The organism is Streptomyces sp. NPDC058864 (assembly GCF_042742985.1).
Lineage (GTDB): Bacteria > Actinomycetota > Actinomycetes > Streptomycetales > Streptomycetaceae > Actinacidiphila.
This window is the reverse complement of the sequence record NZ_JBHYMQ010000116.1, coordinates 1-14,747: the sequence shown is the minus strand read 5'-3', so window position 1 is coordinate 14,747 and position 14,747 is coordinate 1. Positions and strand designations below refer to the sequence as shown.

The following is a 14,747-nucleotide window of genomic DNA, read 5'->3' as shown; positions in this document are numbered from 1 at the left end:
TGGCTGCGTTGCCCAGGAACCTGCCGGCGTCCTGGAGGTCGGTGACGTGGTGCATCTGAAGGCCGTTCACGCCACGGACCCACACGGCGTCCATGCTCACTTCTCCACCTCTCCGGCGTTCGCCTTGTTCCGCGAAGCGTTCTGTGCCGTCCGATGAGCGGGGCGCCATTGCCACTGCATTCACGGAAAAGGCCGATGCATATGAACGCTAAAGCCGCGAGTGGTATCCGTCCAGGAAAAGCGAGGTGAACCGCCTCACAGCGGTCATACCGCCCGCATCACCCATCACGCGCTCCGCACCACGTCTCACACACCCCGCATCGCCACCCCGCGCCCCGGGTCGGCCGTCCGCGTCGGACCGCGCCGGGCAGGCGGGTGGGGTGCGGAACCCGCGGCCGCCCCCCGCGAGTGCCGGAATGCGGCCCCGCCCACGATGGGGTATATCCCGCGACCGGTCCGGGACGGCGCGTGGAAATGAATGGAATCCGTGTTTCCCGGAGTGCCGGAATGGGAACTCCGGAACTCCGTCGCGACGCGCTCCGGGTGCCTTCCGGCGACCTTGACAACTGTCTTGCGGTGGCGTCTCCTTGATATAGGGATTGTTCCCCCGGCGTGCGCTCAGCGGGGTGTGCCGCAGACGTCGAGGTTGACCCGGGTGCGCCGACGACCGGAGGCAACTTCATGGCGACCTACGAATATCTTTGCAGCGACTGCGGGCCTTTCGACGTCCGGCTGGCGATAGGTTCGGCGCCCGCGACCCACGACTGCCCCGCCTGCGCGGGCGAGTCCCGGCGGGTGTACTCCTCGCCCTCCCTCGCCGTCACGCCGCACGGGCTCGCCGTCTCCCGCGAGCGGGAGGAGAAGTCCCGTGAGATGCCGGACGTCGTGTCCGCCCTGCCGCCGCGCGAGCGGCCGGCACCACGGCCCCATCCGGCGCTGTCCCGCCTGCCCAAGCCCTAGCGCGAGGGTGGTGATCGGCGAGTCCTAGCTGTTCAGGGGGGTCGACGCCGGAGTGCGGACATCGCTCCCGCCGAGATGGGAACCGGTGACGTGCCGGCGGCAATCCGTCCCCACGCGGACTTAGGAGGTGCGTCCCCGTGGCCAACGTGGGACTGCTCTTCGTCGGTGCGGTGCTGTTCATGAACGGCCTGCTGCTGCTGCAGAAGGTCGACCCCAAGTCGGCGGCGGTGTTCAACCTCTTCGTGGGCGCCCTGCAGGTACTGACCCCGACGTACCTCATCTTCACGGCAGGCGGTGACCAGGACAAGATCCTGGCGGCGTCCGGGATTTACCTCTTCGGATTCACCTACCTCTATGTGGGTATCGTGCTCCTCGCGGGAATCGACAATATCTGCGTCGGCTGGTACTCCCTGTTCGTGGCGATTGTCGCCCTCGGGTACTCGTTCGTGAATTTCCATCTCTTCAAGGACTACCCGTTCGGTGTCATCTGGCTCTACTGGGCGTTCCTGTGGGCTCTGTTCTTCGTGGTGCTCGGTCTCAAGAAAGCGGAGCTGAGCACTTATGTCGGCTGGGTGACGGCGATCGAGGGCTGGGTCACCGGCGTGATCCCCGCGGCGCTGCTGCTGTCCGGCTACTGGAAGCACACCACGGAGATCGCCATCGCCCTGGGCGCCTTCGGCGTGGTCGTGTTCGCGGCGCTGTGGCCGCTCACCAGGAAATCGCGGGAACAGGCCCGGGCCGCCGCGTCGTCCGGCTCGCCGGGTTAGGCGCCCGGCCCGTCCGGCCCGGTGGGCCGGAGCTGCGGGACCACCGTCCTGACCGGATCAGAAAAGAGAGGCTGTCATGCCCGAAGTAGTTTTCAGCGTGGATCAGACCAAGTCGATGCGCGATCAGGACACCCCAGGACACAACAGGTGGCACCCTGACATCCCCCTCGCCGCGATGGTGAAGCCCGGAGCGGAGTTCCGGATGGAGTGCCGGGACTGGACCGACTGCCAGGTCGGCAACAACGACTCCGCCAACGACGTCCGCGACATCGACCTCACCATCCCCCACATGCTCAGCGGCCCGATCGGCGTGGAGGGCGCGGAACCCGGCGACCTGCTGGTCGTCGACATCCTCGACCTCGGCCCCGTACCCCAGCAGTCCGGGGACGCCGCCGGCCAGGGCTGGGGCTACACCGGCATCTTCGCCAAGGCCAACGGCGGAGGCTTCCTGACCGACTACTTCCCCGACGCCTACAAGGCGGTGTGGGACTTCCACGGCCAGCAGGCGGTCTCCCGGCACCTGCCCGGGATCCGCTTCACCGGCATCACCCACCCCGGACTGTTCGGGACCGCCCCCTCCGCCGAGCTGCTGGGCCGGTGGAACACGCGCGAGAAGGCGCTCATCGACACCGACCCCAACCGCGTCCCGCCGCTGGCCGTCCCCCCGGACTCCGCCAACGCGCTCGCCGGCACGGCCACCGGGGACCTCGCCACCCGCATCGCCGCAGAGGGCGCCCGCACGGTGCCGGCCCGCGAGAACGGGGGCAACCACGACATCAAGAACTTCACGCGCGGTTCCCGCGTCTTCTACCCGGTGCACGTGAAGGACGCCAAGCTCTCCGGCGGGGACCTGCACTTCAGCCAGGGCGACGGGGAGATCACCTTCTGCGGCGCCATCGAGATGGGCGGGTTCATCGACTTCCACGTCGACCTGATCAAGGGCGGCATGGAGACGTACGGCATCTCGACCAACCCGGTGTTCATGCCCGGCAACGTCGAACCGCGTTACTCGGACTTCCTCACCTTCATCGGGATCTCCGTCGACCACGACACGGACACCAACTACTACCTCGACGCGACGCTCGCCTACCGCCGCGCGTGCCTCAACGCCGTCGAGTACTTCAAGAAGTTCGGCTACAGCGGCGAGCAGGCCTACCTCCTGCTCGGCTCGTCCCCCATCGAGGGGCGCATCAGCGGCATCGTCGACATCCCCAACGCGTGCTGCTCCCTGTACGTGCCGACCGCCATGTTCGACTTCGACGTGCGGCCGTCGGCCACCGGGCCGATGCGGGCGGACCGCGGCCGGGCGGCGCTGACCTCCTGACCCCCCGACCGCCCCGCGACCCGGGTCCCGGCCCGTCCTCGGGCCGGGACCCGTGCGCCTCCGCGCCGCGCGGGGTCACGCGCGGGGTCACGCGCGGTAGAGCGACTGGAGCCTGGCCACCTCGCCGTTCAGGTCGAAACTGACGTCGTAGCCCTGCCACTCGCGCTCCTGGGCGGGCAGGGCCCACCACCGGGCGATGAACTGCGCCTGGGAGTAGGTGTGGGGGACGGAGTCGTCGCCCAGGGGGACCGACAGCAGGACCCGGCCCTCCCGGGCCATGCGCACCGTCGTGTACGCGCCCTTGCCGGGGATGATGTCCCACCCCTCGATCGGTCCCGTGATGGGCTCCTTGCGGGCGGAGCGCACCGAGAGGTACGTGCGCCCGTCCTTGACCCACGCGTTCTCGATCTGCACGAACTGCTTGCTGCCGGCCCAGCGCGCGGGGGCCTGCGGCGACGGCGTGCCCGACGGGCCGTCCGTGGCCGGGGGCCGGGGGGAGTACGAGGAGGCGGGCACGCCGGAGCGCTTCGCCGACGGCGGTGCCGAGCGCGGTGCCGAGGAGGGCGCCGAGGGCGAGGCGGAGGCCGGAGCCGGCGCGGGGTCGGGGGAGGAGGCGGCCGCGTCGGTACGGCCGGCGGGCCCGTCCGCCTTCCCCTCCCCGGAACAGGCGCCGAGGGCGAGGGCGGTGACGGTGGTGAGGGCGAGGGCGGTGAGCCGGCCGGCGGCGCGGCGGCGCGGGGAGGACGAGGCGAACACGGTGGGTCCCATCGGGTCGGTTACGGGTGGCGTGCACGGGGTCTACGCACCGGCCCGCCCCGCGGGTTACACCGGGAATGTCATGGCCCGGTAACAAGTCCCGGCCGCTGACCGGTCTCGCGCAGGGATGCCACCCGCCCCTCGGCGTCGTAGTCGATCTCGAACGTCCACCGCGGCCCGCCCGCCAGCCGGCCGACCAGCTGGCCCAGTTCACGGTCCGCCGGGCGCCCGCCCGACAGGCGGAGCGTCTCGACCAGCGTGGTGCCCGGCAGGGTCAGCGTGTGCACCACGCCGGTGGGCACCGGCGTTCCCCCCGCGACCGCCCGGAGCTGCCGCACGGTGACCCGCACGGTGTCGCCCTGGGCCACCGCGTCGTGGACGTAGCCCAGTTCACCGGCGTACTCCTCGCCCGGCGCCGGGGTCGGGCGGACGAAGGGGGAGGGCGGCGGCGACGGGTCGACCGCCGCCGGCTCCGGCACCCGGGCGCTCCCGGCCAGCGCGATGCCGCCTCCCAGCAGCGCGCAGGCGAGCACCGCCACGACGTATGCCCGCACCGTACGGGCGCGGCGGCGGCGCCGTTCGCCGCGGGCCCGCACCTGGTGGGCGGCCATCGGTGCGGCCCGGCCCCGGCCCGACTCGGCGAGTCCGGCGAGGAGCCTGCCCAGCTCGGTCCCGTCAGCCATGCTTCCCCTCCGGAAGTCGGCCCGCCCCTGGGTCCAGTTCCGTGTGCGCCAGCAGCCGCGCGAGCGTCGCCCGCCCACGGCTGAGGTGCACCTTGACGGTGCCGACCGGTGAGCCGGTCTCGGCCGCCACCCGGTCCACCGGCAGATCGCACAGATGGTGCAGGACGACTGCCCGCCGCTGCGCCTCCGGAAGCTGCCGCAACGCCTCGACCAGCACCACGTGGTGCGGTTCCGGCGGTGGTACGACCGGGGGCGGGCCCTGGCGGCGGGCCAGCGTCAGCGCGGTGCGCACGCGCCGCCACCTGCTGACGGCCAGGCGCCACGCGACGGTGCGCACCCAGGCCTCGGGCGCGCCGTGCAGGTCGAGTTCGGCCCGGTGCTCCCAGGCCCGGGCGAACGCCTCCTGCACCACGTCCTGGGACTCCGCGAGGTCACCCGTCATCGCGTACAGCTGGCCGACGAGGCGGCCGACGCTCGCGCCGTAGAACGCGTCGAACTCACGCTCCCCCATCCCGCGCCCCGAAGGCTCCTCGGGCAGTCGCATACCTCATCCCCCGCCGGACGCCGTGCGCCCCGGCACACCCTTGGCCAACGCCGCGGGACCATTCTGATGTCCGGGGCGACCACGCTCAAGCGGCCGGTTACGACGCCGTCGCGGCGGGCTCGGTGCCCGTGGTGTGACGGTCCACGTTGACCGTCAGCCGGCGCAGCAGGTCCTGGGCGGTCGCGATCTCCTCCCGGGTCAGCCCTATGGCGTCCCCGATCGCCAGGGGCACGGTGCGGATCCGCTCCCGCAGCGCGGTCCCCTCCGGGGTCAGCGCCACCTCCACCACCCGCTCGTCGTCCGCCCGGCGCTGCCGCTTGAGCAGGCCGTGCGCCTCCAGGCGCTTGATCAGCGGCGTGAGCGTCCCGTAGTCCAGGTGCAGGGCGGCCACCAGCTCCTTGACGGTCACGGTGCGGTGCTCCCAGAGCACGACCATGACCAGGTACTGGGGGTAGGTCAGGCCCACCGCGTCCAGCAGGGGCCGGTACACGCCGGTGACGGCGCGCGAGGCCGCGTACAGCGTGAAGCAGAAGTGGTCGTCCAGCAGCAGCGAGGGCTCCGCTGGGTCGCCGTTCCCGGGTGCGCGGGTGTCGTCGTTCACGATTCCCTCCCCCTCCTTGGTCGTCGGTCGGGTGCTCCGCCGGACATTGTCGCACCTCCCGCGCGAGCTATGGACTCGCACCCGATTAGCTTGCACACAACTTAAATGGACGCTAGGTTTCTCTGCACCGGCCGGAGCCGACGCCCCGGACGCCGTACGCCAAGGAGCCACCGTGAACCTCAAGACCGTCTTCCGCCCCACCCGCAAGAGCGTCGCCGTCCTGGGCGCCGCAGCAGGCGTCGCGGCCCTCACGCTGACGGCCACGGCCCCGGCCAACGCCGCCAGGGCCGCGCACCACCCGCAGGGGAAGAAGCCCACGGTCGTCCTGGTGCACGGCGCCTTCGCGGACTCCTCCAGCTGGAACGGCGTGGTGACCCGCCTGAAGCACGCGGGCTACCCCGTCGTGGCCCCGGCCAACCCGCTGCGCGGCCTGGCGAGCGACGCGGAGTACGTCCACAGCTTCCTGAAGAGCGTGCGGGGCCCGGTCGTGCTCGTCGGCCACTCCTACGGCGGTTCGGTGATCAGCGAGGCCGCCGCCGACTCCCCCAACGTCAAGGCGCTCGTCTACATAGCCGCCTTCGCCCCGGACAAGGGCGAGACCGTCACGCAGATCTCCGACAAGTTCCCCGGCGGCACCCTCGGCGAGACCCTCAACCCCGTGCCCTTCCCGCTCCCCGGCGGCGGCACCGGCACCGACCTGTACATCAAGGCCGACAAGTTCCGCGCCCAGTTCGCGGCCGACGTGCCGAAGACCGTCGCCGAGCAGATGGCCGCCACCCAGCGCCCCGTGGCCGCCTCGGTCTTCGACGAGAAGGCCGCCGGCGCCGCCTGGCGCACCATCCCGTCCTGGGACCTGGTCACCACCCAGGACAAGAACATCACCCTCGCCGCCCAGCGCTTCATGGCCAAGCGGGCGCACGCCCACACTGTGGAGATCAAGGCCTCCCACGCCGTCTCGGTCTCCCGCCCCGACGCGGTGACCCGCATCATCGAGCAGGCCGCCCGCTCCACCGTCCGCTGACCCCCGCGTACGAACCGAAGGGGCCCCGGCCGGGGCCCCTTCGTGCCGTCCCGCGGCGGCGCCGCTCAGCCGCCCATGACGGAGACCTGCTTCTTCTCCATGGGGTTCGCGTCGGCGTACCGCACCAGTTCGAGGAAGCGCGGGTCGCGCACCGCCGCCAGCATCTGCCCCGTGGTGACCGGGGTGGAGGCCTTCGCGTCCTGGTCGGGGTAGACGGCGAGCTCCGCGTCGCTGTGGCCGTAGGCGAAGCGGACCCGGGTGTACATCGTGTCCGGGGAGCCCTCGACCAGGCGGTACGCCGCCACCTTGATGCCGCCCGGCAGCGTGCCCTGCTCGCAGCTGCCACCCTTGAGGGAGTCGGGGTCCTCGGGGCACGTGTCCCCGAGCCGCGTCGACTTGGGGACACTGCCGACGGGCCGTACGGACAGGACGACGCTGAACACCTCCCCGCCCGCGGTCTCGCCCTGGTAGCGCCACACCGCGAGGTCGACCGGCCGGATCAGGCCGACCTCGTCCGGAAGCAGCTCGTCGAGGAGCACCGCCGCCCGCTGCTGGAACTCCTCCTGGCGCTCGCGCTCGGCGGGCGGCAGATCGGCCATGGCGTCCTCGGTGTCACTGGTGGGTTCGATGTGGACCGGCGTCCGGTACGGCGCCGGCTCCTCGGACGTACGCGGCGCGGGCGTGGTGCTCGCGGCGGGACTGACCGTCCCGCCGCCGCCGTTCCCGCCCGGCAGTGCCACGGCGCCGAAGCCCACGGCCCCGACCGCGCAGGCGACCGCGGCGGCGACGGCGACCCGGACCCGTGCCCTGCGGCGCCGGCCCTGGACCACCGCGGCCGGCACCAGGTCGTGCACCGGCGGCAGTTCCGCCACCGCGTGCTCCAAGGCCCCCCTCACCAGCAGGGCGCTTCCGTGCTCGTCCTCGGGCATGTTGTCTCCCATGGCGGTCCCTCAGCTTTCCGTGGCGTAGACGTGGGCCTCGCCCAACTGGGCGCGCAGCTTGGCCAGGGAGCGTGAGCACTGGCTCTTGACGGTGGACTCGCTGCACTTCAGCAGCGTGGCGACGGACTCGACGCTCTGGTCCTCCCAGTAGCGCAGCACGACCATGGCCCTGGCCCTGGGCGGCAGTCCGGCGAGCGCGGACAACAACGTCACCCGCAGGTCGGCGTGGTCGCGCGAGGGCCCGGGCCCGGGGCGCGAGTGCGCCAGCAGGTCCCGCAGCCGCCGCCTCCGCTCGGCCAGGTACGTACGGGTCAGCACGGTCCTGGCGTAGGCCTCGATGTGGTCGGCGGCACTCGCCCGCCGCCAGTGCTGGAACAGCTTGGCGAGCGTGGTCTGCGTCAGGTCCCGTGCCGTGTCCGCGTCCCCGCACAGCAGGTACGCGGTCCGGTACAGCCGCTTCTGACTCGCCCGGGCGAAGGCCTCGAAGCTCTCCGGCGCCCGCGGGCCCGCCGCCGCTCCCGGGCCCCGGCCGTTCTCCGGCATCTGCTCTCCTCTCGGGGCCCCGCACGGGGCCCTGTCCTGTCACCCGTGTTCAGAGCGCCGCCGCCCGCGGGAGGTTGAAAGGCGATGCAGATGATCTCGACATGAACGGACCTTTGGACGCCCGGCTCCGTCGACTGTGGGAGGACCGCACTCCCCCGCGGGCTTCCGAGGCGCGGTCACCGAGGACGTGGACCTGACCCTGCCGCTGACCGGGGACGGGTACCGCACTTCCTGCTACGCGTGAACGCGCCCCTCATCGCCGTACAACCATCGGGCACCCGCACTGGTCGAAGATCGCAGTTCAAGCTCCACCGCCCGCTGTCGGACAACGGAGAACCATGCGCGTCACACGTACCGCCCTCGCCGCTGCCGCGGTACTCGCCGCAGCGGTTTGCAACCCGCTCCTCGCCGCCCCCTCGGCGGTCGCCGCTTCCGCCAAGCCGGCCGACGACTTCAACGGTGACGGCTACCGCGACTTCGTCATGCTCGGCGGGACGCACGGCAAGGACGGCAGGGTCACCGTCGTCTACGGCACGTCGACCGGCCCCGGGACGCGAGTGCAGACCATCCACCAGGACTCGCCCGGCATACCCGGCGCGGTGGAGCAGGACGACCAGTGGGGATTCGCCGCCACCAGCGCCGACCTCGACCGTGACGGCTACGCCGACCTGGTCGTCGCCTCACCGGGCGAGGACGTCGGCGACATCCAGGGCCGCGGGGGGCTGACCGTCGTCTGGGGCGGTGCCAAGGGCCTCGGTTCCGGCACCGTCTTCCACTCGCCCGTCGCGCCGGAGTACCCGGGCCAGGGCGACGGGTTCGGGGCGGACGTCGTGGCCGGCGACTTCGACGGCGACGGTGACCAGGACCTCACCGCTCTCAGCGGCAGCCGGGCCGGTGTCGTCCTGCTCAAGGGCCCCTTCACCCGCACCGGCGGGCACGGCGGCTGGCAGTCCCTCGGCGACGGCTACGGCTACCTCGACGCCTCCCAGCTGGTGGCGGGCCGGGTCACCGCCGATTCCGCCACCGACCTGTACATCCTCGGCCGCGAACTCCAGGGCGCCAACGCCGACCTGGACCTGCGGGCCTACTTCCACCGGGGAGGCAGCGATTTCACCCGGCGCGCGGGCGAGATACGCGTGCCCGACGACGGCGGCCACCAGCTCGGCAGCGGCCCCGTGACCACGGTCGGCGACTTCGACAAGGACGGCTACGGGGACCTCGCCATCGGCCGCGGTTACGAGGAGCCGGACGGGGAACGGGGCTACGTCACGGTCCAGTACGGCGGATCCGCCGGGCCGAACACGGCGCGCAAGCCGGTGAAGTTCACGCAGGACACGGCGGGCGTACCCGGCTCTTCCGAGAACGGGGACTACTTCGGCGCCGCCGTCTCCGCCGGCGACGTCAACGGTGACGGATACGCGGACCTCGCCATCGGGGCCCCCGGCGAGGCCCTGGAGGGCAAGACCCGGGCCGGCATGGTCACGGTGCTGCTCGGCCGTGCGGGGGGTCTGTCCGGCACCGGGGCCAAGGCGTACGCCCAGAGCACCTCCGGCATCGCGGGCTCCGTGGAGAACAACGACAGCTTCGGACAGAACCTCAAGCTCACCGACTACACCCGTGACGGCCGGGCCGACCTCATGGTGGACACGAACGACTGGCTGGACAACACGCGTTGGGGCCTCGTCCACATGCTGAAGGGTTCGACGTCCGGGACCACCGGCACCGGCTCAAAGTCGTACACCGTGATCTCGCTGAAGATGTCGTACACCACGCTCAGCGGTCCCTTCACGCACTGACCAGCAGGGTGAATCCCCGGTCCGCCAAGTCCCTCGGCATGTCCGCAGAGAAGTGCCGACGGCGTAGAGATGGCTTTGCCCGAGCTGGGAATTCGCTACCGAAAGTTGTGTGGGGGTTGTTAACATCCCCTCGCTTGCATGGCGGAGTGTGGCCGAGGGGGATGGCGACGAGCCCCGCCGCCGTGCCTTCTGATTCCCTGGGGAGGGGCTCTTGACCCGGTATGCCCGGATCGCTCTCACTCTCATCAACCTGGCCGCACTGGGCGCCGCCTCACTGACCACCGCGGGCACGGCGGCCGCGGACACCACCCCGACACCGATCACGACGGACGGCGTGTGGGGCATCGACTACGCGGGCGGCTTTCTCACCAGCGTGGAGAACACACCGAGCGGCTACCAGTGGGTGATCGGGCGGCAGATCTCGGCCGACGGTTCCACGGTGCTGGACAAGACGTCCCGTGGGTACGCCGCCACCTACGCGGACGGCAGCCATGTGCAGCGGGTGTCCTGCGACGCGGGCCCGGAGGGCTGCGTGCCGATGCGCTCCTTCGGCAACGCGTATGTCGGCTACTTCAAGGACGACGGCACCGGTAAGCAGACGGCCCAGATCCGTCTGACCGAGAACTCGCTGAGCGGCACGGACGAGCCGACGGTCAGCGGCGGCCGCTTCGTCGACGCGACCGGCCGCTATTACGTCTACCAGGCCACCTCGACCGGCAAGCAGTACGTCGACGCGGTGAACTCCTACCGCTACGACGGGGGGCGGCTGACCCGGTCCATCACGGCCGCCTCCGTGTGGGGTGCGGCGCTGTGGACGCCGGGCACGGGCAACGGGGTCGTCACCGCGTACGACCTGGAGGCGCAGAAGACCGTGCAGACCGTCTCCACCGGGGCCCCCTGCACGGTCAAGGAGCTTCAGGTCATCGGCCGCTGGATCTACTGGAACTGCGGGCCGACGGGCGCCGCGGGCGTGTACGACCGTACGGCGAAGAAGAACATCAAGGTCCCGTCCGGTCCCGCGCTCGTCGGTGACGGCTACCTCGTCCAGCACGACCGGACGGCCGGAAAGCTGATGCTGACGGACTACCGCTCCGGGACGGCCGCCGCCGCGCGCGCGATCGCGGACCTGCCGGCCGGGAACACCGTCGACCAGCGGCGGCTGACCTGGACGGTGGACAAGTTCGGCGGCGACATCGCGTACGTCGGCGCGGACAAGGCGATCCGGATCGTGCAGAGCGGGGTGCCGACCCAGTCGCTGGCGAAGATCGAGTCGGACGTGGCCGGCGACGCGGTGGACGCGAAGGGCCGCAACGGCGTCAACTACTGGGACAGCATCTGGCAGTTGAACAAGCCTGCGGACTGGACCTTCACCGTGAAAGACGCGCAGGGGCGCACCGAGCGCACCATCACGGGCAGCGGGGCGCACGTCGAGGTGAACTGGGACCTGAAGACGGACTCGGGCACCTACTCCTACAACGGCCCCAAAACCTGGAGCCTGAAGGCCACCGCCGAGGACGGCGGCGGCACGTACACCACGGGCGGTTCGCTGGGGTACGGCGGCGGCCGCCAAGGTTTCCACGACCAGGGGTACTACAGCTACGGCGAGCTGGTCACACTCAACTCCTCGGGCGCTCTGACCCTGCACTACACCAAGGGCAAGGGCACCTTCGACTTCAAGTATTCCGGCTCGGGCTGGCCCGCCGGGACGGCGGCCGTGCCCTTCGGCGACATGGGTACGGACCGGTGCGCCGAGATGCTGGTTCGCATGCCGAACGGCGAACTGCGGCGCTACGCGGGCCGGTGCGGTGAGCCGTACAACCCGTCGAACAGCCATACCTCCCTCGGCACCGGCTGGAACGCGTACAACGTCCTCACCGCGCCCGGCGACCTGACCGGCGACGGCCGCACCGACCTGCTGGCCCGCAAGGCGTCGACCGGCGACATCTATCTGTTCGCCAACGACGGCGCGGGCAAGTTGCAGGCGGGCGTGAAGATCCGCTCGGCGTGGACCGGTTACACGAAGATCGTGGGCGCCGGGGACCTGAACGGCGACGGATACGGGGATGTGCTGGCGCGGGACACGTCGGGCACGCTCTACCGCTACGACGGGCTGGGGAACGGGAAGCTGAAGGACCGCGTGAAGGTCTTCTCGGACTGGGGCGGCTCGTACAACGCGATCGTCGGGGTCGGGGACATCACCGGCGACGGGAAGAACGACCTGGTCGCGCGGGACACGAGCGGCAACCTCTATCGCAACGACGGCAAGGGGAACGGGTCCTTCGGCTCGCGGGTGAAGGTCGCTACCGGCTGGCAAGGCTACAAGGGTCTTTTTTAGCTATGAGTTGGCGCATGTCGTGCCTCCGGCGAGGGAATCGCCGGGGGCACGACAGATGACGCCGAAGCGAGTGGGCCGTCGGACGAAGAGCGGCTTGCCCGGCTCGGCTGCACGCAGGAGTCGCGCGCCGGCTGCCGCGCCGTTCCGCTGCCCGGTCCTCTGGTGGTGATGCTCCGCGCTCACGCGGAGGCGCAGGACCGCGAGCGCAAGGAAGCCGGGAACCTGTGGGCCGAGTCGGAGTACGTGTTCACCAAGCGCCCGGGCGGGCTGCTGAGCCCGAACACGGACTACCACGACTGGAAGCGGTTCCTCGAAGGCGCCTGCGTCCGTGACGGCCGACTGCACGACGCTCGCCACACGGCCGGCACGGTGTTGATGCTGCTGAGCGTTCCGGACCGGGTCATCGACCAGATCATGGGCTGGGAGCCGGGCGGCGCTGCACGGATGAGGGCCCGGTACCTGCACGTACCCGACCACTTGCTCAAGGAAGTGGCCCGGAAGATCGGGACGGCGATCTGGGGCCCGGACACACCCGCTGTGGACAAAGACCAGGACGAGGACTGAGGAACGTCGAAGGGCCCCACCGCGACCGGTGGGGCCCTTCGACAACGTGCCCGGTGAGGCACTGGCGGAGGATACGAGATTCGAACTCGTGAGGGGTTGCCCCCAACACGCTTTCCAAGCGTGCGCCCTAGGCCTCTAGGCGAATCCTCCGCGGCAAACATTACTAGACCGGAGGGAGTGCTCGCGAACTCGTTCCTGGGTGATCCGATCAGGTAGGCTGGGCGCAGCCCCTCACGTGGCGCTATCTCGCTGAACCCCCCCAGGGCCGGAAGGCAGCAAGGGTAGGTGGGCTCTGGCGGGTGCGTGAGGGGTCTTTTGCTGCCCGCGGACCTGCGGGAACGCGGGCCGGGGCGGTCGGGGGAGGCCGCCGGTGTGGGGCCCGTCACATGCGCGGGGCCCGGGTGTCGGCGGGGGCCGATATCGTCGTAGTCGTGTCCCTCGCTCTGTACCGCCGCTATCGTCCCGAGACCTTCGCCGAGGTCATCGGGCAGGAGCACGTCACGGACCCGCTGCAGCAGGCGCTGCGGAACAACCGGGTCAACCACGCGTACCTGTTCAGCGGGCCGCGCGGCTGTGGCAAGACGACCAGCGCCCGCATCCTGGCGCGCTGCCTGAACTGCGAGAAGGGCCCGACGCCGACGCCGTGCGGGGAGTGCCAGTCCTGCCGCGACCTGGCGCGCAACGGCCCGGGGTCGATCGACGTGATCGAGATCGACGCGGCGTCGCACGGCGGCGTGGACGACGCCCGTGACCTCCGGGAGAAGGCCTTCTTCGGGCCGGCGAGCAGCCGTTACAAGATCTACATCATCGACGAGGCGCACATGGTCACCTCGGCGGGCTTCAACGCCCTGCTGAAGGTGGTCGAGGAGCCCCCGGAGCACCTCAAGTTCATCTTCGCGACCACGGAGCCCGAGAAGGTCATCGGCACCATCCGGTCGCGCACCCACCACTACCCGTTCCGGCTGGTTCCGCCCGGCACGCTGCGCGACTACCTGGCGGAGGTCTGCGAGCGGGAGGCGATCCCGGTGGAGGCCGGGGTCTACCCGCTGGTGGTCCGGGCGGGTGCGGGCTCGGTGCGTGACTCGATGTCGGTGATGGACCAGTTGCTCGCCGGTGCGGGTGAGGCCGGTGTGACGTACGCCATGGCGACCTCGCTGCTCGGCTACACCGACGGCGCGCTGCTCGACGACGTCGTGGACGCCTTCGCCGCCGGCGACGGCGCGGCGGCGTTCGAGATCGTGGACCGCGTGATCGAGGGCGGGCACGACCCGCGGCGCTTCGTGGCCGACCTGCTGGAGCGGCTGCGGGACCTGGTGATCCTCGCGGCGGTGCCGGACGCGGTGGAGAAGGGCCTGATGGACGCCCCCGACGACGTCGTGGAGCGGATGCGGGCCCAGGCCGGGGTGTTCGGCGCGGCGGAGCTCAGCCGCGCCGCGGACCTGGTCAACACCGGGCTCACGGAGATGCGCGGGGCGACCTCGCCGCGTCTGCAGCTGGAGTTGATCTGCGCCCGCGTTCTGCTTCCCGCGGCCTACGACGACGAGCGGTCGCTGCAGGCCCGCCTGGACCGGCTGGAACGCCGTGCGTCCGCGGGTGGTTTCGCGGCGCCCGCCGGCGGCCCGGCGACCCCGGTCGTGGAGTTCGGGGAGCCGCTGCCGCCCGGCGGCGGCCCCGCCGCGGCGCGCGCGGCGATGGGCGGACCGGCCCGTCCCGCCGAAGCAGCCCCCGCAGCCCCCGCAGCAACCGCACCACCCGCCCCGGCCCCCGCGGCCGCCCCCAGCCCCGCACCGGCCCCCGAGCCCACGCCTCCCCCCGCCGCCCCGACCGCGCAGCCCCCCGCCGCGCAGCGTCCCGGTGCCTGGCCGACCGCCACCGCCCCCGGCGGCGGGCAGCGCCCCGGCGCCTGGCCCAC

13 protein-coding genes, 1 tRNA gene, 1 other RNA gene and 1 pseudogene are annotated in these 14,747 nt (G+C 71.5%); 9 read left to right on the top strand and 7 right to left on the bottom strand.

Features of this window, described 5'->3' with window-relative positions; translation table 11 throughout:
* Positions 1-681 precede the first annotated feature (681 nt).
* From ACFW3D_RS40575 to fmdA, 3 genes are all read left to right on the top strand, one after another.
* Positions 682-960 carry an FmdB family zinc ribbon protein gene (locus ACFW3D_RS40575; protein ID WP_500513383.1) on the top strand — a complete coding sequence of 93 codons (279 nt, stop codon included), beginning with the start codon at positions 682-684 and terminating at the stop codon, positions 958-960.
* Positions 961-1,097: 137 nt separating this feature from the next.
* Positions 1,098-1,727, top strand: coding sequence for an AmiS/UreI family transporter (locus tag ACFW3D_RS40570; RefSeq protein WP_500513381.1), 630 nt, complete (start codon positions 1,098-1,100; stop codon positions 1,725-1,727).
* Positions 1,728-1,803: 76 nt separating this feature from the next.
* Positions 1,804-3,051 carry a formamidase gene (fmdA, locus tag ACFW3D_RS40565; RefSeq protein WP_500513379.1) on the top strand — a complete coding sequence of 416 codons (1,248 nt, stop codon included), beginning with the start codon at positions 1,804-1,806 and terminating at the stop codon, positions 3,049-3,051.
* Between the two features lie 87 nt (positions 3,052-3,138).
* On the opposite strand, the gene ACFW3D_RS40560 is transcribed toward fmdA, so the two are convergent.
* From ACFW3D_RS40560 to ACFW3D_RS40545, 4 genes are all read right to left on the bottom strand, one after another.
* The gene (locus ACFW3D_RS40560) at positions 3,139-3,819 is read right to left on the bottom strand and encodes a hypothetical protein (protein ID WP_500513377.1); all 681 of its coding nucleotides are present in this window, start codon (positions 3,817-3,819) and stop codon (positions 3,139-3,141) included.
* A gap of 68 nt (positions 3,820-3,887) precedes the next feature.
* Positions 3,888-4,490 carry a hypothetical protein gene (locus tag ACFW3D_RS40555; protein ID WP_500513375.1) on the bottom strand — a complete coding sequence of 201 codons (603 nt, stop codon included), beginning with the start codon at positions 4,488-4,490 and terminating at the stop codon, positions 3,888-3,890.
* Entirely contained in the window at positions 4,483-5,034 is a 552-nt protein-coding gene (locus ACFW3D_RS40550) for a SigE family RNA polymerase sigma factor (RefSeq protein ID WP_500513373.1), read from the bottom strand. The genes ACFW3D_RS40555 and ACFW3D_RS40550 overlap by 8 nt, the downstream gene beginning before the upstream one ends.
* 97 nt (positions 5,035-5,131) lie before the next feature.
* Positions 5,132-5,635: a MarR family winged helix-turn-helix transcriptional regulator gene (locus tag ACFW3D_RS40545; protein WP_500513371.1), complete on the bottom strand. Its 504-nt coding sequence runs from the start codon at positions 5,633-5,635 to the stop codon at positions 5,132-5,134.
* A 172-nt stretch (positions 5,636-5,807) separates the two neighbouring features.
* On the opposite strand from ACFW3D_RS40545, the gene ACFW3D_RS40540 reads away from it, so the two are divergent.
* Complete coding sequence (locus tag ACFW3D_RS40540) at positions 5,808-6,656, top strand: alpha/beta fold hydrolase (RefSeq protein ID WP_500513368.1); 849 nt, start codon at positions 5,808-5,810, stop codon at positions 6,654-6,656.
* Between the two features lie 65 nt (positions 6,657-6,721).
* Here ACFW3D_RS40540 and ACFW3D_RS40535 read toward each other — a convergent pair whose 3' ends face one another.
* Positions 6,722-7,597 (bottom strand): hypothetical protein, encoded by an 876-nt coding sequence (locus ACFW3D_RS40535; RefSeq protein ID WP_500513366.1) that lies wholly within the window; start codon positions 7,595-7,597, stop codon positions 6,722-6,724.
* Positions 7,598-7,606: 9 nt separating this feature from the next.
* Entirely contained in the window at positions 7,607-8,140 is a 534-nt protein-coding gene (locus tag ACFW3D_RS40530; RefSeq protein WP_500513364.1) for a SigE family RNA polymerase sigma factor, read from the bottom strand.
* 338 nt (positions 8,141-8,478) lie between these two features.
* On the opposite strand from ACFW3D_RS40530, the gene ACFW3D_RS40525 reads away from it, so the two are divergent.
* The 3 genes and pseudogenes from ACFW3D_RS40525 to ACFW3D_RS40515 form a co-directional block, all read left to right on the top strand.
* Complete coding sequence (locus ACFW3D_RS40525) at positions 8,479-9,936, top strand: FG-GAP and VCBS repeat-containing protein (protein ID WP_500513362.1); 1,458 nt, start codon at positions 8,479-8,481, stop codon at positions 9,934-9,936.
* A gap of 211 nt (positions 9,937-10,147) precedes the next feature.
* Entirely contained in the window at positions 10,148-12,271 is a 2,124-nt protein-coding gene (locus ACFW3D_RS40520) for an FG-GAP repeat domain-containing protein (protein WP_500513360.1), read from the top strand.
* Positions 12,272-12,388: 117 nt separating this feature from the next.
* Positions 12,389-12,835: pseudogene (locus ACFW3D_RS40515) on the top strand (tyrosine-type recombinase/integrase); the annotation flags it as partial.
* Positions 12,836-12,897: 62 nt separating this feature from the next.
* Here the strand turns inward: ACFW3D_RS40515 and ACFW3D_RS40510 are convergent.
* Positions 12,898-12,985: transfer RNA gene (locus ACFW3D_RS40510), tRNA-Ser, on the bottom strand.
* Between the two features lie 72 nt (positions 12,986-13,057).
* On the opposite strand from ACFW3D_RS40510, the gene ffs reads away from it, so the two are divergent.
* Positions 13,058-13,154, top strand: an RNA gene (ffs, locus tag ACFW3D_RS40505) — signal recognition particle sRNA small type.
* A 67-nt stretch (positions 13,155-13,221) separates the two neighbouring features.
* Positions 13,222-14,747 (top strand): DNA polymerase III subunit gamma and tau (locus ACFW3D_RS40500; RefSeq protein WP_500513358.1); only part of this gene is annotated, 1,526 nt, incomplete at its 3' end.